At 41.8% G+C, this 19148-nt stretch carries 17 protein-coding genes and 1 pseudogene; 14 read left to right on the plus strand and 4 right to left on the minus strand.

Features of this window, described 5'->3' with window-relative positions; genetic code table 11:
• Nucleotides 1-54 precede the first annotated feature (54 nt).
• The 4 genes from G603_RS0102570 to G603_RS0102585 all read left to right on the plus strand — a co-directional run bounded on the left by G603_RS0102570 (nucleotide 55) and on the right by G603_RS0102585 (nucleotide 3660).
• The gene (locus G603_RS0102570) at nucleotides 55-612 is read left to right on the plus strand and encodes a CAP domain-containing protein (RefSeq protein ID WP_155830971.1); all 558 of its coding nucleotides are present in this window, start codon (nucleotides 55-57) and stop codon (nucleotides 610-612) included.
• Between the two features lie 142 nt (nucleotides 613-754).
• Nucleotides 755-1972, plus strand: a complete 1218-nt coding sequence (locus G603_RS0102575; RefSeq protein WP_026524054.1) for an ABC transporter substrate-binding protein — start codon at nucleotides 755-757, stop codon at nucleotides 1970-1972.
• Nucleotides 1973-1999: 27 nt separating this feature from the next.
• Nucleotides 2000-2884, plus strand: coding sequence for an ABC transporter permease (locus tag G603_RS0102580; RefSeq protein WP_026524053.1), 885 nt, complete (start codon nucleotides 2000-2002; stop codon nucleotides 2882-2884).
• A gap of 2 nt (nucleotides 2885-2886) precedes the next feature.
• Complete coding sequence (locus G603_RS0102585; protein WP_026524052.1) at nucleotides 2887-3660, plus strand: ABC transporter ATP-binding protein; 774 nt, start codon at nucleotides 2887-2889, stop codon at nucleotides 3658-3660.
• Nucleotides 3661-3766: 106 nt separating this feature from the next.
• Here G603_RS0102585 and G603_RS0102590 read toward each other — a convergent pair whose 3' ends face one another.
• The 3 genes from G603_RS0102590 to G603_RS0102600 all read right to left on the minus strand — a co-directional run bounded on the left by G603_RS0102590 (nucleotide 3767) and on the right by G603_RS0102600 (nucleotide 6350).
• Nucleotides 3767-4198 carry an aspartate carbamoyltransferase regulatory subunit gene (locus G603_RS0102590; protein WP_026524051.1) on the minus strand — a complete coding sequence of 144 codons (432 nt, stop codon included), beginning with the start codon at nucleotides 4196-4198 and terminating at the stop codon, nucleotides 3767-3769.
• A gap of 39 nt (nucleotides 4199-4237) precedes the next feature.
• Nucleotides 4238-5194 (minus strand): aspartate carbamoyltransferase, encoded by a 957-nt coding sequence (pyrB, locus tag G603_RS0102595; RefSeq protein ID WP_026524050.1) that lies wholly within the window; start codon nucleotides 5192-5194, stop codon nucleotides 4238-4240.
• A 139-nt stretch (nucleotides 5195-5333) separates the two neighbouring features.
• Nucleotides 5334-6350: a DUF5050 domain-containing protein gene (locus G603_RS0102600; RefSeq protein WP_026669218.1), complete on the minus strand. Its 1017-nt coding sequence runs from the start codon at nucleotides 6348-6350 to the stop codon at nucleotides 5334-5336.
• Between the two features lie 203 nt (nucleotides 6351-6553).
• On the opposite strand from G603_RS0102600, the pseudogene G603_RS23215 reads away from it, so the two are divergent.
• The 10 genes and pseudogenes from G603_RS23215 to G603_RS0102645 form a co-directional block, all read left to right on the plus strand.
• Nucleotides 6554-6772, plus strand: a pseudogene (locus tag G603_RS23215) (chorismate mutase); the annotation flags it as partial.
• 93 nt (nucleotides 6773-6865) lie between these two features.
• Entirely contained in the window at nucleotides 6866-8167 is a 1302-nt protein-coding gene (locus G603_RS0102605) for an ATP-binding protein (RefSeq protein WP_026524048.1), read from the plus strand.
• A 19-nt stretch (nucleotides 8168-8186) separates the two neighbouring features.
• Complete coding sequence (locus G603_RS0102610) at nucleotides 8187-9734, plus strand: Ppx/GppA phosphatase family protein (RefSeq protein ID WP_026669219.1); 1548 nt, start codon at nucleotides 8187-8189, stop codon at nucleotides 9732-9734.
• A 15-nt stretch (nucleotides 9735-9749) separates the two neighbouring features.
• Nucleotides 9750-11915, plus strand: coding sequence for an RNA degradosome polyphosphate kinase (locus tag G603_RS0102615; protein WP_026669220.1), 2166 nt, complete (start codon nucleotides 9750-9752; stop codon nucleotides 11913-11915).
• Nucleotides 11905-12498: a Maf family protein gene (locus G603_RS0102620; protein WP_026669221.1), complete on the plus strand. Its 594-nt coding sequence runs from the start codon at nucleotides 11905-11907 to the stop codon at nucleotides 12496-12498. The genes G603_RS0102615 and G603_RS0102620 overlap by 11 nt, the downstream gene beginning before the upstream one ends.
• A 75-nt stretch (nucleotides 12499-12573) precedes the next feature.
• On the plus strand, nucleotides 12574-12828 hold the full coding sequence (locus G603_RS0102625) for a hypothetical protein (protein WP_026524044.1): 255 nt from the start codon (nucleotides 12574-12576) through the stop codon (nucleotides 12826-12828).
• A gap of 62 nt (nucleotides 12829-12890) precedes the next feature.
• Nucleotides 12891-13550 (plus strand): hypothetical protein, encoded by a 660-nt coding sequence (locus tag G603_RS0102630; RefSeq protein ID WP_026669222.1) that lies wholly within the window; start codon nucleotides 12891-12893, stop codon nucleotides 13548-13550.
• Nucleotides 13551-13564: 14 nt separating this feature from the next.
• Nucleotides 13565-14923 (plus strand): helix-turn-helix transcriptional regulator, encoded by a 1359-nt coding sequence (locus G603_RS0102635; RefSeq protein ID WP_026669223.1) that lies wholly within the window; start codon nucleotides 13565-13567, stop codon nucleotides 14921-14923.
• 245 nt (nucleotides 14924-15168) lie between these two features.
• Nucleotides 15169-16863 carry a leucine-rich repeat protein gene (locus tag G603_RS0102640; RefSeq protein WP_026669224.1) on the plus strand — a complete coding sequence of 565 codons (1695 nt, stop codon included), beginning with the start codon at nucleotides 15169-15171 and terminating at the stop codon, nucleotides 16861-16863.
• Nucleotides 16864-16912: 49 nt separating this feature from the next.
• Nucleotides 16913-18379: a hypothetical protein gene (locus G603_RS0102645; protein WP_026669225.1), complete on the plus strand. Its 1467-nt coding sequence runs from the start codon at nucleotides 16913-16915 to the stop codon at nucleotides 18377-18379.
• 64 nt (nucleotides 18380-18443) lie between these two features.
• Here G603_RS0102645 and G603_RS0102650 read toward each other — a convergent pair whose 3' ends face one another.
• Complete coding sequence (locus tag G603_RS0102650) at nucleotides 18444-19082, minus strand: phosphoribosyltransferase family protein (RefSeq protein WP_026669226.1); 639 nt, start codon at nucleotides 19080-19082, stop codon at nucleotides 18444-18446.
• Nucleotides 19083-19148 lie beyond the last annotated feature (66 nt).

Consider the following 19148-nt stretch of genomic DNA (forward strand, 5'->3'; position numbering starts at 1 on the left):
GTGGTATGATATATTTAGTAGAAAACCACTTAGTTTTTATGGGAAGGAATTCATATGGAGAAGTTTAAGAGAGTTATAGCAACATTACTTGTAGCTGTATTAACACTTACAGTTGTGGCTTGCGGGGAGAAGCAGGTACAGACAATTGATGACATGGCTGCTGTCAGAGGTATCGATGAGGATATCGATACAATTTACATCGATGAGGGAGCTCTTATCCTTGCAGGAGAGGCTGATAGTAGTGAGGCAGCACTTGCAGCTGCTACAACAGCATTCAATCTTGTAAACCAGAAGCGTACAGCAGCAGGTCTTAGCATTCTTAATTGGAATGATCAGCTTACACAGGCAGCACTTGTTCGTGCTAAGGAGATCGTTGATGTATTCTCCCACAGCAGACCCAATGGAGATGCTTGGTACACAGTTGACAGTACAGTTATGTTTGGTGAGAACCTTGCAAAGCTTTACAACACAGGTGAGTCAGTAGTAGATGCTTGGATGGCATCACCTACACACGCAGCTAACATCATGGATGGTGGCTTCAAGTCAGTAGGTATTGCAGTATATCAGGCACCTAACGGAAATTACTACTGGGCACAGGAATTCGGATACTAATACATAGTTTTATATGGGACCTGAGGCAATACGCCCCAGGTCCTTTTTTATTGACATTTGCACCTATAAAATTGTATTATTAAAGCGTTATTCACTATGATAGTTTACAGTAACAGAGTGTAACGCAGAGGAGGAGTAAATTATGAAAAAGAAGATGCTTGCGGCAATTATTGCTGCATCCATGATGGTAACTATGGTTACAGGTTGTGGAGACAATCGTAAGACAAGCGATGACACAGTTAACACAGAGGTAGCTTCTGAGGAGTCTTCTGAAGCTGATGCATCTGCTGAGGATTCACAGGTAGAGGAAGCAGCAGATGAAGAGCAGGAAGCTGAGGTTACAGAAGAAGTTACAGAGGAAACAGCTGATGAGGCTGACGCTGAAGCTTCCGAAGAGGCTGACGCTGAAGCTTCTGAAGAGGCTAAAGGCGAGTATGTAATTGGTATTTCTCAGTTCGCTGAGCACGGTTCACTTGATAACTGCAGAGAGGGCTTCATTAAGGGCCTTGAGAACAAGGGAATTAAGGAAGGTGAGAACCTTACAATTCACTTCCAGAATGCTCAGGCAGATACAGGCACAGCAAGCCAGATTTCAGATGCTTTTGTAGCTGACGGCGTTGATCTTATCTGTGGTATCGCAACACCCAGTGCTATGAGTGCTTACAATTCAGCTCTCGGTACACAGGTTCCTGTAATTTATTCAGCAGTTTCTGATCCGGTAGCAGCAGAGCTTGCAAAAGAGGATGGAACACCTGTAGGAAATATCACAGGTACATCTGATGCACTTGCTGTAACACAGCAGCTTGATATGATCAGAAAGATGCTTCCCGATGCAAAGAAGATCGGTATTCTTTTCACAACAAGTGAGACTAACTCAGAGAGCACAATCGCTCAGTACAAAGAGCACGCTGCTGAGTATGGCTTTGAGATTGTAGACAGCGGTATCAACACTCTTGCAGACCTTGATATGGCTGCAGCTGATCTTGTTACCAAGGTTGATTGCATCAACAACCTTACAGATAACACAGTAGTTTCAGGTCTTCAGACAGTTCTCAGCTATGCAAACGAGCAGGGCATTCCTGTATTTGGTTCTGAGGTTGAGCAGGTTAAGGTTGGTTGCGTAGCAGCCATGGGTCTTGACTACATGCAGCTTGGTATCCAGACAGGTGAGATGGCAGCTAAGGTGCTTCTTGGCGAGAGCAAGGCAGAGGAGATGCCTTTCGAGGTTATCGACGAGCCCAGCCTCTATGTAAATACAGCTGCCGCTGAGAAGATCAGCATGACTCTTGATGAGAGCCTTGTATCAGAAGCTGCTGAAGTTTATGATACGATCGCTGACGGCACAGAAAGCGACAATTAAGAAATAAAGTAAAGAACAGGTGAAGTTATGGCTCTTCTGGTAAGCGTACTTGAACAGGGGCTCTGCTATGCGATAATGGCCCTTGGAATGTATATAACCTATAAAATTCTGGATTTTCCGGATATGACAGTAGACGGCGGATTCCCCTTCGGGATCTGCCTTGCTGTTGTTATGATAAGATTTGGCGTTCATCCGCTTTTGACACTTCCTATATGCTTTGCGGCGGGATGTCTTATCGGTGTCTGCACAGGTATCATTCATGTGGTTTTTCATGTCAGAGACCTGCTTGCAGGTATTATCATGATGACAGGTTTATATTCGATAAACCTTAGAATAGCAGGAAGAGCTAATCTTCCCATGTATGATTACTACACAATTTTCGATAACAGGTTTATAAATGGGATTTTTGAAAAGCTCCCGCCTGTTGTCGCTAAGTTCCAGTCAGTAATTATTCTTCTTATAATCACAGTTATTGTTAAGAGTATTCTTGATTGGTATCTCAGAACCCGTTCAGGACTTATGCTTCAGGCAGTAGGTGATAACGATGTCCTTGTTACATCCATGGGTGTTGACAGAGGTAAGGTCAGGATCATCGGTCTTGCTATTGCAAATGGTCTTGTGGCACTTTCCGGTTCCATTTACGCTCAGCAGCAGAGGTATTTTGATGTTTCCATGGGAACAGGTACTGCTGTAATCGGACTTGCAAGCGTTATTATCGGAACAGCCCTTCTTAAAAAGATTTCATTCTTTAAGGTTACAACAAGCGTTGTAATAGGTGCGATTGTATATAAAGCCTGTGTTGCTATTGCAATCAAGTGCGGACTTCAGTCCACGGATCTTAAGCTTATAACTGCGGTTCTTTTCCTTTTGATCCTTATTATCACGAGAGACAGGAAGAAAGTGAGGACCTGAGAATGCTGGAGCTTAAATCAATCTATAAAAATTACAATCCGGGCAGCGTCAATGAGATGTGCCTTTTCGATGATTTCAATCTGGTAGTTCCGGACGGACAGTTTGTAGCTGTTGTTGGAAGTAACGGTTCAGGTAAGACCTCAATGCTTAATATCATCTGCGGAAGCATTGCAGCTGATAAGGGCGAGGTTCTTGTAAACGGAGAGAACATCATTTCTCAGAAGGATTACATCAGACACAGGACCATCGGAAGAGTATATCAGGATCCTTCAAAGGGAACCTGTCCTTCCATGAATATCCTTGAGAATATGTCAATCGCCGATAACAAGGGCAAGATATTCGGACTTCAGCCGGGAGTAAATAAGAATCGTAAGGATTATTACAGAGAGATGTTAAAGAGCCTTGGACTTGGTCTTGAGGATAAGCTCTATACCAAGGTGGGTGCTCTCTCGGGCGGTCAGAGGCAGGCAGTTGCGCTTCTTATGAGTACCATGACACCGCTTGAATTCCTGATTCTTGATGAGCACACAGCTGCCCTTGATCCCAAGACAGCGGACATCATTATGGAGCTCACAGATAAGATTGTTCGTGAAAAGCACGTTACCACCATAATGGTTACTCATAACCTTAGATATGCGGTGGAATACGGCGACAGACTTCTCATGATGCATGAAGGATCAGTTATCCTTGATAAGGTCGGAGAAGAGAAAAAGAAGATGGATTCTGAACAGATCATGCATCTGTTCAATGAAATCAGTGTAGAGTGCGGTAATTAATTCAAAAACTTCCAATTCCGGAACTGGTAATGCTTCAGGATTGGAAGTTCTTTTATTTTATGGAATGCTTATTTGTTATTGCCACGCTGGCGAAATCCTGCTTTACCTAGAAAGTTTCCTGATATTTCTCATCGCAGTACTGGCAGCGATAGATTTCCTTTTCTTCATCTGCAAGATAGAAGATATGTGGCAGCCCCTGCTCGATAGATGATATGCAGCGGGGATTGTGACATTTGATGACGTCTTTTATCTGATGAGGGAGGAAAAGAGCTCTCTTTTCTACAATCTCGCCTTCTTTTATTACGTTAACAGTGATGTTGTGGTCGATAAATGCCAGGATATCCAGGTCCAGAGTATCGATGTCACATTCTACCTTCAGAATATCCTTTTTACCCATGACATTACTTCTTGCGTTTTTTATAATAGCAACAGTGCAGTCTAGCTTATCAAGACCTAAGTGGTGATATATCTGCATGCTTCTGCCGGCTTTGATATGATCCAGAACGAAGCCTTCTTCAATTTTTCCTACATTAAGCATTTTTGTACCTTCCTTATATGTGTAGTTAAAGGGTGATCCTTAGAATATTCTAAGAAGATCATGATTCATGTGGGCGTCTGTCTTGTCGAGAAGAGTAAGGATAAGAGCCATTCTCACATATAGACCATACTGAACCTGCTTGAAATATGCAGCTCTTGGGTCCTTGTCAACTTCTACGGAGATCTCGTTTACTCTCGGGAGAGGATGGAGCACATGCATGTCCTTTTTTGCAAGGGCCATCTTTTCCTCATTCAGGATATAGAAATCACGAAGACGAATGTAATCTTCTTCGTTGAAGAAACGTTCCTTCTGAACTCTTGTCATGTACAGGAGATCAAGTCTGTCCATAACGTCTTCAAGCTTGATGACTTCCTCGTAGGTAATGCCGTTATCATTTAAGAGGTCTGTGATGTAGTCCGGAACCTTAAGCTCCTTGGGAGATATGAAAATAAAATGGATATCTTTGTATCTGACTAATGCATTTATCAGTGAGTGAACGGTTCTGCCAAATTTAAGATCGCCGCAAAGGCCAATGGTAAATCCGTCAAGTGAACCATGAAGAGATCTGATTGTAAGAAGATCTGTTAGAGTCTGAGTGGGGTGGTGGTGACCGCCGTCACCGGCATTAATTACGGGAATAGTAGAATTTGCTGCTGCAACCATTGGAGCACCTTCCTTTGGATGACGCATGGCACATATATCAGCAAAACTGGAAATAACACGAATTGTATCGGCGACACTTTCGCCTTTGGAAACTGAAGAACTGCTGGCATCGGCAAAACCGATGATCTGACCTCCAAGTCTAAGCATTGCTGTTTCGAAGCTGAGTCTTGTTCTGGTACTAGGTTCATAGAAACAGGTAGCGAGGATATTACCATCGCATTTGTGTGAGTAGGCACTCATGTTTTTCTCGATGTCATTTGCAACGTCAAAAAGCTGATCCAGCTCTTCAACAGAGAAATCGAGAGGCCTCATCATGTGTCTAAGATTGTTCATAGATTTTGCTCTCCCATTTAACAGTATTCATTTATATTTCTGTTTTATTATAAACATTTGGCAGACATTGTCTACCATAAAAAAAGAATTTCTGATGTTACCAGAAATTCTTTTTTTGAATAACATATGACTTTCTAAATCAGTAGGTCAAAAATGTGGATACAGGAGCTGATCCGTCTATCGGAACATGGTAAATAACATTGTCAACGCCAAAGGGTTTGAAGTAAAGATACTTGGATGTAAGACTGAGAGAGTGGTAAACACCTTCGGCAATTACTCTGTTATTTGAACCGTCAAGGTTAATGACGCGAAGAGTCTGGTTGCCTGACTCGGATGTAGCATAGAAGATATTATTTTCGTTCATGTTGTAAAAATCAAGTCGCGACTCTGTCAGAACCTCAATCTCATTTGTCTGGAGATTCATGCGGGCAAGGCGATAATGGTGAGCTGCATCGATGTAGTACATGTAACCGCCCTGAATTATGGGCTGCCAAATGTTGCCCACAACTGCTGTACTGGTGGATTCGTCTGAGAGAGTATCCATTACATGAATATTGTGATCAAGGTCTACTCCTGTGTAATAGATCTTACCATCAAGGGCACAGGATGGATCTAACATTTCGCTGGTAACTAGCGCATCATCTTTACCATCAATGCGTATTCTGTGAAGACCTTTATCAGTGCCGAGAACAGTGTAGTAAATGTTACTGCCCACAAGCTGCATGCTATCGATTTTTTGACGGTCAAGAAGCTTTTGGTTTTCTCCGTCTTTCTCACATCTATAGAGACCATAGAAGGTGGAGACTTTACCAAGACCTGTCAGGTCGTTATTAAGTGATGTCTTGGAAGGGTCTAAGTTAAAGTACAGGAATTTGCCTGCGCCGAGGATGTGATCGACCTTCATAACAGTAAGCTGCTTTAAATTTGTTTCATCCGGAGTCATGGAATATAGGCAGTCATACTCAAGTGGGTTGGAAAAATACACTGTGCCGTCAAGTTCAAGGAAGATACCGTTGTTGTAGAGATTTCCGGGAGTGTTTCCTACCGTATATTCATCATTCATCGGAACTCGCTTGGATAATATATACGCCACCGTTACTAATGATAATACGATAACGATTAACGAAAAAATGATAATTCCTTTTTTGCTTTCCATAGTCTGGGCTCCTTAGAGTAAAATTCTAAATGCAAACTATATATAATTAAGTATATCACGCTTTATAAAACATATTAACCACAATTTAGTTTTTATTTCCTTTGAGATTATGCGTTTTGTGGTGTAATATGAAATTGTGGGTTTTTATGCCCATGTATCAATAATTACAGCGGGAGATGCTTATGGATTTAAATGAACTTCGAATGAATATAGACGCAATTGATGAACAGCTTGTTAATCTTATCGAAGACAGAATGAGCGTGGCTGAGAAGATTGCTGAGTGCAAGATAGAGAGCGGTAAAAGCGTTTTTGATAAGGAACGCGAAGCCCAGAAGCTTGATAAGGTCATGGAGCTGGCAGGCAAGGCTGAGAACAGAGAGCCTGTGGGCGAGCTTTTTGAGAAGATCATGGAGGTCAGCAGAAAGAGGCAGTACGAAAGACTCAGCGAAAAGAATGCCACGGACGAAGCGGCAATATTTGATCCCGCAGCAGGAGATTTCTTAAACAGCGAAGGCATAGCAACAGATAACGAGCTTATTCTTTACAAAAATGCCACCACAAGGCAGAGCATCCTTCGCGATACACTTATTATCCTTTCCGATAGAAATTCATCAGCAAGAACCTTTTCCGAGGATGAAGAGGTTAGAAAAATACATGAATGCATGAATGTGCTTATAGATGAGTCTGCAAGAAGAGGTTTCTTTGGCAATCTTTGGCATACCTTCCTGACGCTCCTTTTGGTATCAGATGAGAATGCCTACAGTCTTGCCACAGAGATAAGAGGCGAGATGGGCGGATCCCTTCGTGATCTGGCACTTCACGATCTGGTGAGATTCAAGAAGTGGTTTGACATCGATTTTACAGAGATGATGGACAGACTTAGGGTACCGGAGTTTGCAGCACTTTTGGATTTTCAGAGGGGTAAAGCAGAGAGTACCTACAATACCAGGGTTAGAGACAGAATCTGTGAGCTGGCAGATACGCTCTCAGGCTGTGATACAGCAGAAGCAATGCTGGATGAACTGGCAGATTTTTATGGGGCATACGGAGTTGGTAAATTCGGACTTCACAAGGCCTTTAGAATAAGACATGTGGAGGATAGGACAGTTATAGAGCCTATCAGGAATATCAGACATGTTCAGCTTAAGGATCTGGTGGGCTACGAGATAGCAAAGCAAAAGTTAATTGAGAATACTGACAGCTTTGTAGCAGGTAAAAAGGCAAATAACTGCCTTTTGTATGGCGATGCCGGAACAGGAAAATCCTCCTGCATCAAGGCTATAGCCAATGAGTATTATGAAAAGGGACTTAGAATCATTGAAGTCTATAAGCATCAGTTCAAGGATCTTAATGATGTAATCGCCCAGATAAAGGGACGTAATTACAAGTTCATCATTTATATGGATGACCTCAGCTTTGAGGATTTTGAGACTGATTATAAGTACCTGAAGGCTGTTATAGAGGGCGGTCTTGAGAAAAAGCCGGAGAACGTACTCATCTATGCGACATCAAACAGAAGACATCTTATCAGAGAGAGCTTCAAGGATAAGCCTTCAGTTATGGATGATGACCTGCATAGAAATGATACTGTTCAGGAAAAGCTTTCACTTTCCAACAGGTTTGGCGTTACGATTTATTTCGGATCGCCTGACAGGAAGGAATTTAACGAGATAGTAAGAGTTCTCGCGGACAGAGAAGGTATAAATATGAGCGAAGAAGAGCTTTACGCTGAGGCTCAGAAATGGGAGATGAGTCACGGCGGACTTTCAGGCAGAACCGCGCAGCAGTTTATAGATCATTTGTCCGGATTACAATAAAAATGAGGGGTAATAGCGTATGGCAACAGATGTATTTGCGGCAGTAGATTTGGGCTCATACGAGCTCGAAATGAAAATCTATGAGATGTCGCAGAAAAAGGGAGTTAAGGAAATCGATCATGTGCGGCACAGGATCGATCTTGGTACTGAGACCTATGCGACGGGACAGATATCCTCCACGCATATGGAAGAGCTGATAAGGATCCTGAACGAGTACAGCAGAATCATGGACAGCTATGATGTTAGCAGATATCAGGCTTACGGAACCAGCGCCATGCGTGAGACCAAGGCTATCGATACTGTTCTTGAGCTTTTGCGTCAAAGAACAGGAATCGAGATTGATATTCTAAGTAACTCAGAGCAGCGATTCCTTGATTATAAATCTGTGGCTCTTAATAACGCTGATTTTTCAAAATTCCTTGAAAAACCAACTGCTATTGTAGACGTGGGCGGAGGAAGTATACAGATATCGCTGTTTGATAACGATACACTTGTTACCACGCAGCAGCTACGACTTGGCGTTTTGAGACTTCATTCCACTTTGCAGAGCATTCAGGCAGGCTACAGTAAATACCCGGCACTTGTTCAGGAACTGGTTGAATCACAGCTTGCGGTATTCACCAAGATGCATCTGAAGGATAAGAAGGTTCAGAATGTAATACTTCTGGATGATTACGTATCACCTGTTCTTAAGAGAGTTAATCTCGGAATGGAAGAGAAGGGATACGCACAGGTTAAGGTTTTCATGGAGTATATATCCAAGCTGACCAAGCAGTCTATGTCAGATGTTTCCAGAAAACTTGGACTTCCTCAGGACAATATTCCTTTGATGTACGTATCGGGACTCCTTGTAAGTAACATTTGTAATGCATTGAATTCAGATACAATCTGGGCTCCCGGAGGAACTCTTTGCGATGGAATCGCATACGAGTATGCCGAGAGGAAAAAGTATCTTAAGAGTGCACATGATTTCGAAAAAGATATTGTTGCCTGCGCTCTTAATATTTCCAGAAGATATATGGGAAGCAGACAAAGGAGCGAGACTCTTCAGACCATAGCGCTTGGAATTTTTGACAGCCTCAAAAAAATACATGGCCTAGGAAAAAGAGAGCGTCTGTTATTACAGATATGTACTATCCTGCATGATTGCGGAAAATACATAAGCATGGTAAATCTGGGAGACTGCTCCTATAACATCATAATGTCCACTGAGATCATAGGACTTTCCCATATTGAGAGATCAATAGTGGCCAATGTTGTAAGGTTCAATCATGATGATTTTGAATACTATAAGGATGGCGGATACAGATTCAGAGGAATCGATCATGACTCTTATCTGACTATAGCCAAACTCACTGCGATACTTCGAATTGCCAACGGCCTTGACAGAACACACAAGGAGAAGTTCAAGAATATCAAACTGGCACTTAAGGATACCAATCTTGAAATAACGGTTGATACAATGGCCGATACTTCCCTTGAAAGGGGACTGTTTGGCGAGAGAGCAGAATTCTTTGAGCAGGTTTACGGTATTAAGCCTGTTATCAGACAAAAAAGATTTGCTTAAAAGTGGGGTGAAGTCATGACATCTAAAAAGGATCAAAATATAAAGGATAATACACAGATAAATTTTTATAACGATGATTATTATATAAACAGAGAGCTCAGCTGGCTTCAGTTCAATAGCAGATGTTTGTCTGAGGCAAAGGATAAAGCTACACCGCTTTTTGAAAAGCTGAAATTCCTTAGTATAACAGCAAGTAACCTGGATGAGTTTTTCATGGTCCGCGTAGCGTCTCTTAAGGACATGATTCATGCGGGCTATAAGAAGCCTGATATTGCAGGTATGTCTCCTTCGCAGCAGCTGGATGCTGTAACAAGTGCAGTGCATGATTTTGTTAATCAGCAATATCATATTTATAACAAGCTCTTGATCCCTGAGCTTAGGGAAAACGGACTTGAGATAGTTAAGAACTATGACAAGCTGACGGCTGATGAGGCTAACTATATCGACCGTTATTTTGATGATTTTGTGTATCCTGTTCTTACGCCCATGGCTGTGGATTCATCGAGACCGTTTCCTCTTATAAGAAACAAGACTCTTAATATAGGTGCCCTTGTACAGGGTAAGGAAGAGGGAGATGAGCTTGAATTTGCCATGGTTCAGGTGCCTTCTGTTCTTCCTAGAATCATGGAGATACCTGAGAGCGATGGAGTAAGGAAGGTTATGCTTCTTGAACAGATCATTCAGAGGAATATTCAGAAGCTTTTCCTGAACTATGATATCGTATGCTGTTATCCTTTCAGAGTAGGAAGAAATGCCGATCTGTCAATTGATGAGGATGAGGCAGAGGATCTTCTTAAGGAAATCGAGAAGCAGCTGAAGCGTCGTCAGTGGGGACAGGCAATAAGGCTGGAAATCGAGAAAGGCTTTGATAAGAGGCTGCTTAAGATTCTTATTGATGAACTGAAGGTTGAGGAGCGAGAGGTATATACCATAGATGGTCCTCTTGATCTTACTTTCCTTATGAAGATGTATGGTATGGAAGGCTTCGACTATTTGAAGGAGCATGGCTATAATCCTCCTGCAATAGTTCCGGGACTTCCTGCTGATCGTGATATTTTCGAGTGCATAAGAGAAGGCGATATTCTCATGCACCATCCTTACGAGAGCTTTGATCCGGTTGTACGTTTTGTTGAGACAGCGGCATCTGATCCTCAGGTTCTTGCCATTAAGCAGACACTTTACAGAGTAAGTGGTAATTCACCCATCATCGCTGCTCTTGCCAAGGCTGCTGATAATGGTAAGCAGGTATCGGTACTTGTTGAGCTTAAAGCTCGTTTTGATGAAGAGAATAATATCGTATGGGCGAGAATGCTTGAGAAAGCAGGCTGCCACGTAATTTACGGACTAAAAGGTCTGAAAACACATAGTAAGATAACGCTTGTTGTTAGAAAAGAGGAGGACGGTATCAGACGTTACGTTCATCTGGCAACAGGTAACTATAACGACTCTACTGCGAAGCTCTATACGGATGTGGGCATGTTCACCTGCGCAGAAGCTTATGGCGAGGATGCTACCGCTGTATTTAACATGCTCTCAGGTTATTCGGAGCCATTGGCATGGAACAAGCTTACCATAGCGCCGCTTTGGCTTAAGGACAGAGTACTTGATCTCATTCACAGAGAGGCGGACCATGCAAGGGCAGGAGAGCCTGCACATATCATTGCCAAGATGAATTCCATCTGTCACAAGGATGTAATCGCTGCTCTGTATGAAGCCAGCAGCGTAGGCGTAAAGGTTGAGCTTATTGTCAGAGGTATCTGCTGTCTGAGAACAGGAATACCGGGAGTCAGTGATAATATAACCGTCAGATCCATCGTAGGTAATTTCCTTGAGCACAGCCGCATATTCTATTTTGAAAATGGCGGAAGCCCTGAATACTACGCTTCAAGTGCTGACTGGATGCCAAGAAACTTAGAGAGACGTGTGGAGATAATGTTCCCTGTGGAGAATCCTGAGCTTAGGAAGAAGCTGTGGCATATATTGGATGCCGAGCTTAAGGATAATGTGAAGGCTCACATGATGAATGCACAGGGCGAATATGTGAAGGTTACCAGGAGAGGTGCTGAAGCTCTCAACTCACAAAAGCTCTTTGGCAAGGAAGCAACTGAGCTTGGTAAACCAAAAGATATTGCAGAAAGCAGGGTTTTTGAACCTGAATATAGGGATGATCATGGACTATAAATATATTTTAGCCTCCGGCTCACCAAGAAGGCGTGAGCTTTTAGGACTCCTTGAAGTGGACTTTGAGGTTGTTCCTGCTACGGGGGAAGAGGTTATAAACAGCGATGTACCATCGGAAGTGGTAGTTTCCTTGTCGCAGCAAAAAGCTAAAGAGATATTTCATAAACTTTTAAGAGATAATAAAGATGCGCTCGTTGTAATTGGCGCAGACACTGTTGTATCATATAAAGAGAAAATCCTCGGAAAGCCTGATGGCAGGGAAACTGCAAGAGAAATGATAGGCATGCTTGAGGGAGATTCCCATGAAGTGTATACCGGCGTCACGGTGATGTATACGGATGACATTGGGAATGAAGAGAGTTTTTCCTTTTATGAATGCACAAGGGTTAATTGCTACGGCATGAGCGAAGCTGAGATTGAGGGCTATCTTGATACTGATGAACCCTATGACAAGGCCGGAGCCTACGGAATACAAGGGGCTTTTGGTAAATTCGTAAAGGGAATAGAGGGCGATTACAACAATGTTGTTGGCCTGCCCACTTCAAGACTCTATCAGGAAATGAAGAAACATGGTTTAGTTTAGACGCATAAGTGTGAGATTAAATCTGTGAGGCTTTTTTGTTACATATTTATCCTTTATGCGGGAAAGAGAGAATCTATGCACGATTATGACGATGCTGTACTGAATTGTTTTCTGGAAAATCAGGGACAACTTTTTTCTGAGAATGTGGCTGACAGCCTGGAAGAGGCAGAGGCTTTTCTTGAGGACTGCATGGCGGTAGTCGTAGATTCACCTGAAGAAGTAGAGGAATACTTCGAAGAGGCCGGCCTTGATCCCGGTGATGGTGATGTTATGGATGCATCAGAGGTCTTTGATATTGGAGATGGAAGATATCTTATAGTTGAGGGGTGATTTCTTTTATCGGGGTTCCAATTTTATTATTTTAAATACATATTTTTATGGAGGATTCAGAAATGAAAAGTGTAATGAAAAAAGTTTTGCTCGGTGTTTCCGCGCTCAGCTTTGCTATGCTGCTTACTTTGTGCAGCGGGGTTAAGGCTGAGGCAAAGGTTACTACAAAGTATCCAACAGCGTATTGTTTGCAGGCTCCGAACAATGGGTATCTGTTGAGAGTTGGTGAGGACAGACAATATATTGTTGATGTCAAAACCTCTAACAAAAATGTAGTTTCTCTTTCACCTGCGAAAAAAGGTGGCTCAGGCACCAATTACAACGCAAACAGACCCGGTACATGTACAATTACATATACTATGGAGAGAAACGGCAAGAGATATAAGGCTACTCAGAAATATATTGTTGTTAGAAAGCGCCCCTACAAGCAGGTTAAGCTTAATGGAAAAGATATAACCAAAACTGTTAACCAGGACAAGGGCTATAAGTCAATAAAGTGCAAGACTGAGGAATATACACTTAGTTGGAAGGTTGCTTCAGATCTTAAGGTTTGCAAGCCTGATAGGGTTCAGGAAGGTTCCGGTTTTTCAGGAGAAAGCCTTATAACCAAAAAGAGTGGAACAAAGAAGTTTAGCGGAAGAAACTTCCACCACATTTATTTGAAGGATAAGAAAGGCCATTATTTAGGCACATTCCTTTTCTATATTACGCAGAATGATTAAGGGGTATTTCCTTTATGAGGGGGAAATTAAATAAGATCATTTATGGCATAGTCATTTTTGCCATCTATTCATTTGAGCTGACCATGACCCTGCAGTTAAATGACAGGGTGGTCGGCGATATGAATAGCGCATATCATTATGCCGGTTCAGTTATTCTCGGAATAGGTTTTTTACTGTTCTATCTTAGTCGCAAATTCATTGAAAGTGACAAAATCAGAAAGATAATAACTTTATTAGTGACATTTTTATATTCTGCCGCAATGCTTTTTAGAGTAAGGGTATATGATGGCTTTTTCGTGGCGCTTATTTGCTCGGCATGCATAGGATTCCTTGGCGGAATGGTTTACTACATGCTGGCTGTTCTTGGAAGCATAATCGGATTTTCCGGGATTATTTTGGCATTTGGCTCAAGTCTGGCATTTTTACTGCAATTTTTATTGCAGGGATTTATCGATAAGCCTGTAATAATTTATGTGGTTATTATAGCGGGACTGCTGATTATGACTGTCTCATTTATTTGTCCTATGGGGGATTTTGTATTTGAAAATATGCTGCCCTATACTGATGTTTCCGAGGATTGGAACGGATTTGTGAGAAAACGTCTAGTAAGGCATACCGGGTTATCAATTCTTGTCCTGTGCATATCTCTTGTGTGTGAACTTCAGTATATTGCTTCTCCTAATGTGGCTGCAGGGCTTTATGGGGTGCCAAGGCTTTTTTTACCAATCGGATATTTTATCATTGCCATAGCCAATGATGCATTTGGTTTTAGGATGGCAGAAGTGGTAATGCTGTGTGTTTCGCTTACTTCTTTTGCTGCGATGCCGCATAGTGACTTCCTCACAGGAAGAATGAGCCTTTTCTATATTCTGGCAGGTGCAACCATGGCATTTATAACCATGGGCTATTGGAATATCGCACCTAAGACGGAAAAACCTGATCTTTGGGCAGTGTTTGGCAGAATAATAGCTATATTTGAGGGGCTTTTGGCATATGTTTTAATCTTCGCGGTAAACGCAGGAGAATTCATGACAATGGTTCTGGTGGCGCTTCTGCTTATGGGACTGTTTATTCTGTTCATGGATTATAAAGAAAAAGTACCTGAAACATCTCAGGAAGAAGTTAAAGAGGATGAGAATACAACGTTCGAGGCTTTTGCGGACCATTACAGACTCACGCCAAAGGAACAGGATGTAATGCATGCGCTGTTAAAGTCTGATGCCAAGCTCAAGGTTATTGCTGAAGAGATAAATACCTCTGAGCGCATGATCTACAGATATATGAATCAGCTCTATGTAAAAACCGGGGCTGAGAATAGGGCAGGCCTAGTTAAGAGTTATTATGATTATGAAAAAAATCGGTCGTTATCATAAATGATAAAGCAGAGGTTTATATAGTTTATAAAAGCTTAAGAAATGGCGCAGATTTCGGTATCTGCGTCTTTTTTTGCGGTAAAATACGGACTTTTTTGTTTATGAGTATTTTAGAAAATTACGTGGCATAAATTACCACATAGTATTTAAACAGGCTATACGGATATCATGAATGTAGTTAGTGCGTAGTTTTGACCGGAAGAAAGGAGATACATGAGCGCATACTGCTTTAAATGGAGGTTTATATGAGGAAAAGAATTTTATCTAATCTACTAAGCGTCATAACAGCTGCAATGCTTGTAATTAACGGGGGCATTATCCCCCAGAATTTACAAATTGATAAGTCAAATATTATTACAGCAAATGCTGCCTCCACAGTAGCCGGTGTTTGCACAGATGTAATAGCCGGTCCCAATTTAGGAGCAGGTGGCTGGAGTTATGTTTTCTTTGGCGATTACAATGGAAGCCCTGTAAAGTACAGAGTGCTAGCAAACAAGACCTCTGATTTTGGTGGCACTACAATGCTGCTCGATTGTGATAATCTGCTGTATACCAGCCAGATGAATGGTGCGGATGCTCAAGTCGCATGGACAAATACAACTGTTTATAGTTCCCTTAATGGAGGCGGCTTCCTTAACAAGGCTGGCGTATTTACGAATTTGGAAAAGGCTTCCATCGCAGAGAGCAGGAAGGAAAGCAAATCAGCATCAGATGGAAAAGGATGCTTTGTGGGAACGGAAAGTTTGCTAGACTTTCAGGCATTAAAAGGAGAAAAAATTTTCCTTTTGGATGCCTATGAAATTTCAAATCCCACCTATGGATATCCAAATACGTATGCAAGCAATAATGAGAACGTAAATCAAACAGAATACCGGGCAAAAGCGCACTCAACAGGTTACATATATTATTGGCTCAGATCTCCAAACAAAACTACCTCTCGGTATTATGGTTTCATTGATAATGGTGGAAGCATCTGGTATCAGGGTAGCGGAATTGTCGATTCAACTTTAGCTGTTAGTCCCGCCCTTAACATTGACCTTTCATCAGTAATCCTGTCATCCGTTGTTTCAGGTACTGCTGGCAGCAAGGGTGCTTCCTATGTGCTCACTCTTCGTGATTCAAATATGACTGTCGCTTGCAGCACTCCTACCCTAAATGGCACAACTATTTCTGTTCCATACACGATCAGCGGACAAAACGGCGGAAATGCTAACTCTCTTTGCCTGCTGGTTCTTGATAAAGAATATTCTGAACTAAATGCAAACGGAGCTAATGTTAAATATCAGGCAGTAAATAAAATATCATCTCTTAGTGGAACATCAGAATTCAGTATACCCAGCATGTCTTCTTGGGGAAACTGGGGCTCTGACTATTATGTATATTTACTTGCACTTGATGATGAAGATGACATCACATATCAGACAGATTATGCAAGTATTCCTGTGCAGGTAGCTGGGCCCACAGTAACGAAAGGATCAAGCATTTCTGATGCATCAGGAAACGACACCGGATATATCATAACAAACTCTAACGCTGCAAAGCGTACCGCTGCTTATAAGGGGACAGCTGCAGATGCAAATAAGACAAAAATAACAATTCAGGACATGGTAACTGATGTAAGCGGAAACGTATACAAGGTTACTGAAGTTAAGGCAAACGCTCTAAAAGGCAACAGAAAAGTAAAAACCGTTGTTGTTGGAAAATACGTTACAAAAATTGGGTCAAAGGCATTCGACGGCTGCACAAAGTTAAGTAAGATTACTGTAAATGGAAACACCTTAAAGACAGTGGGAGGAAAATGTCTAAGAAATACCAAGTCCGGCATAAAGATTGTTATCAAAGCAAAAAACAAGAAAACCGCTGAAAAAGTATTTAATAAGATAAAAAAGAAAAGCGGAGCAACAAATCCCACAATGAAGTATAAACGGGCAAAGAATTGATAAGGTTACGTTGAAGATTCGAAAGTAATAATGGTAAAAGGAGACTTTTATGAGGAAAAATAGACTAAAGAAAGTAATAGCATCCATAACCGCGGTAAGTATTGTCTTTTCCTGCCTTTTCCTTAATTGGGAGTACGGCGGATTAACGGCTAAGGCTGGTGGTTGGTTCCTATATGTAGGAGGTATTGATAATACCAAAAGTGTTGCTATCGAGGATACTTGCAGTGGTTATCCCGGATGGAGTTATAATGCTGCAAATAATACGTTGACACTTAATGGATATTCTGGAATTGCGAATAATTCTGTAAATGCCGGAGCGAGTAGTAAATCCGCTAATATCGTATATATAGGTACGAGTCCTCTTACAATAGAATTAGTAGGAAGTAATAGAATTTCAGATAGCACTAATATGGACGGCTATTATGGAATCTATAGTGAACAGCCTGTTACAATAACAGGCAGCGGTAGTCTTGATGTAAATGTCGGTAACGCTGTTGATGACGCAGGAATATTCGTGCCAGGCTCAAAACTTACTATTGAGAGTGGAAACGTTACAGTTAAGTCAAATGGATATGCAATAGGTGCACATGGATTACATGTAAAAGGTGGAACTGTTGACCTGACAGGAGGAACATGTGGCTTTTCAGATTGGAATGGCGGCGGACTTACAATAAGTGGCGGTTCATTGAAGGCTACCGGGAATGGTACAACAGAGGCCAATTATGCAGGTATCTGTTCATATGAAGGTGTTAAAATAGAAGGCGGATCGTTAAACGCCTACGGTAAACAGTATGGTATTTTTTGTGACAATGCAAATACAGACATAAAGAGCGGAATCGTAGAAATAACCGGAGATAAGCAGGCTTATACAGGCTTCCCTATCACTACATCTCTTGCCGGAATGGGCTGGACAAATACTCAAGGCACGGGAGCAGGCACAGTAATATCAGCGGGAAGTACACTGAATTCATTTCCGTATTTGAAAATGAAATTTCCTGTTACTGCTGCAGCAGATGGTAGTAGTGAAGGTACACCTGCTTCCGAAGGCACAGAACTTAAAGATAAATCCGGTGCAGAAACCGGATTTACCGTAACAAACTCTGATTCTTCAAATCCAACAGCTGCCTACACCGGTACAAGTGCAGATGCTAAAAAGACAAAGATTACCATTCCGGATACAGTTAAGGATGCCAGTGGTAATGTTTATAAGGTTACTGAAGTAAAACCTAAGGCATTAAAAGGGAACACAAAAGTTAAGACACTCATTATTGGAAAATATGTTACAAAGATAGGTGCAAATGCCTGTGATGGCTGTACTCATTTAAGTAAGATAACGGTTAATGGAAATGTTCTTAAATCTGCAGGAAAGAACTGGCTTAGAAAGACAAAGTCGGGAATCAAGATTATAGTTAAGGCAAAAAACGAAAAGACAGCAAAGAGAGTATTTAACAAAATAAAGAAAAAGAGCGGTGCTAAAAAAACGGTCTTCAAGTACAAGAAATATAAAGGTAAATAAACTAAGAAAAAGGGATAAGGCTTTCAAACCTTATCCCTTAAAATTTGGTCGGCTTTTATCATCATCAAATTGTTGAATAACCAAATCCGTTGCAGATAGCATCTACAGCTACGCCGTCATTGCAAAGCGGGCAGGCGTCAGGTGAGTAGCTGGCGTAATCCGGTAGGTCATGCACTGAGAAAAGTGACCTGATCGGTACACCCTGAATCTGAGTTGCGATTGAAAAAACAGCAGCAATGCCAACGGGCTCGCCCTTATAGAATCTGATGGATTCAAGAGCACTCTGCAGGGTTCCTCCTGTTGTTACAGAATCAATCAGGATCAGAACCTTTTTATTGTTGATCATATGCTGGTTGTTATCACGGAACATGATCTGTCCTGTCGGATTAACCTCGGGACCTGTGATATACATGGTCTTATGGGAATTCATGGATATAACACCGCCCTCAGTCAGTTTGTTCGCAAGATAGGAGCCAACAACCTCCATACCATCAAGACAGAGGATGGTATCGATAACATCAGAAGCCAGGAACAGCTCAGCCAGGGATTCACCGGCAGCTCTTGCTTCCTTCATTCTGGCCTTGGTATCACACATATCCAGAAAATAGTTTACGTGGGAATGCGGGGTGATGAAGTGCCCCTTTGTGTAACGAAGAATTACGTCATTGTTTCTTGAATACTCGAGTTTCTTATAGCTTTGCATAATGCATCCTCCTATTAGTAAAGCACTACAGCAACTATTACTGCGAGGATATCACTGAGTAGATAT

The sequence above is a fragment of the Butyrivibrio sp. AE3006 genome (assembly GCF_000424165.1).
Taxonomy (GTDB): Bacteria; Bacillota; Clostridia; order Lachnospirales; family Lachnospiraceae; genus Butyrivibrio.

Bases quoted from the DNA above. Each gene is read 5' to 3' on its own strand.
- G603_RS0102570 (WP_155830971.1), top strand. From the start codon at position 55: ATGGAGAAGTTTAAGAGAGTTATAGCAACATTACTTGTAGCTGTATTA.
- G603_RS0102645 (WP_026669225.1), top strand. From the start codon at position 16,913: ATGAGGAAAAATAGACTAAAGAAAGTAATAGCATCCATAACCGCGGTA.
- G603_RS0102600 (WP_026669218.1), bottom strand. From the start codon at position 6,350: ATGGAAAGCAAAAAAGGAATTATCATTTTTTCGTTAATCGTTATCGTA.
- G603_RS0102620 (WP_026669221.1), top strand. From the start codon at position 11,905: ATGGACTATAAATATATTTTAGCCTCCGGCTCACCAAGAAGGCGTGAG.
- G603_RS0102640 (WP_026669224.1), top strand. From the start codon at position 15,169: ATGAGGAAAAGAATTTTATCTAATCTACTAAGCGTCATAACAGCTGCA.
- G603_RS0102625 (WP_026524044.1), top strand. From the start codon at position 12,574: ATGCACGATTATGACGATGCTGTACTGAATTGTTTTCTGGAAAATCAG.
- G603_RS0102615 (WP_026669220.1), top strand. From the start codon at position 9,750: ATGACATCTAAAAAGGATCAAAATATAAAGGATAATACACAGATAAAT.
- G603_RS0102610 (WP_026669219.1), top strand. From the start codon at position 8,187: ATGGCAACAGATGTATTTGCGGCAGTAGATTTGGGCTCATACGAGCTC.
- G603_RS0102635 (WP_026669223.1), top strand. From the start codon at position 13,565: ATGAGGGGGAAATTAAATAAGATCATTTATGGCATAGTCATTTTTGCC.
- G603_RS0102580 (WP_026524053.1), top strand. From the start codon at position 2,000: ATGGCTCTTCTGGTAAGCGTACTTGAACAGGGGCTCTGCTATGCGATA.
- G603_RS0102585 (WP_026524052.1), top strand. From the start codon at position 2,887: ATGCTGGAGCTTAAATCAATCTATAAAAATTACAATCCGGGCAGCGTC.
- pyrB (WP_026524050.1), bottom strand. From the start codon at position 5,194: ATGAACAATCTTAGACACATGATGAGGCCTCTCGATTTCTCTGTTGAA.
- G603_RS0102630 (WP_026669222.1), top strand. From the start codon at position 12,891: ATGAAAAGTGTAATGAAAAAAGTTTTGCTCGGTGTTTCCGCGCTCAGC.
- G603_RS0102590 (WP_026524051.1), bottom strand. From the start codon at position 4,198: ATGCTTAATGTAGGAAAAATTGAAGAAGGCTTCGTTCTGGATCATATC.
- G603_RS0102650 (WP_026669226.1), bottom strand. From the start codon at position 19,082: ATGCAAAGCTATAAGAAACTCGAGTATTCAAGAAACAATGACGTAATT.
- G603_RS0102575 (WP_026524054.1), top strand. From the start codon at position 755: ATGAAAAAGAAGATGCTTGCGGCAATTATTGCTGCATCCATGATGGTA.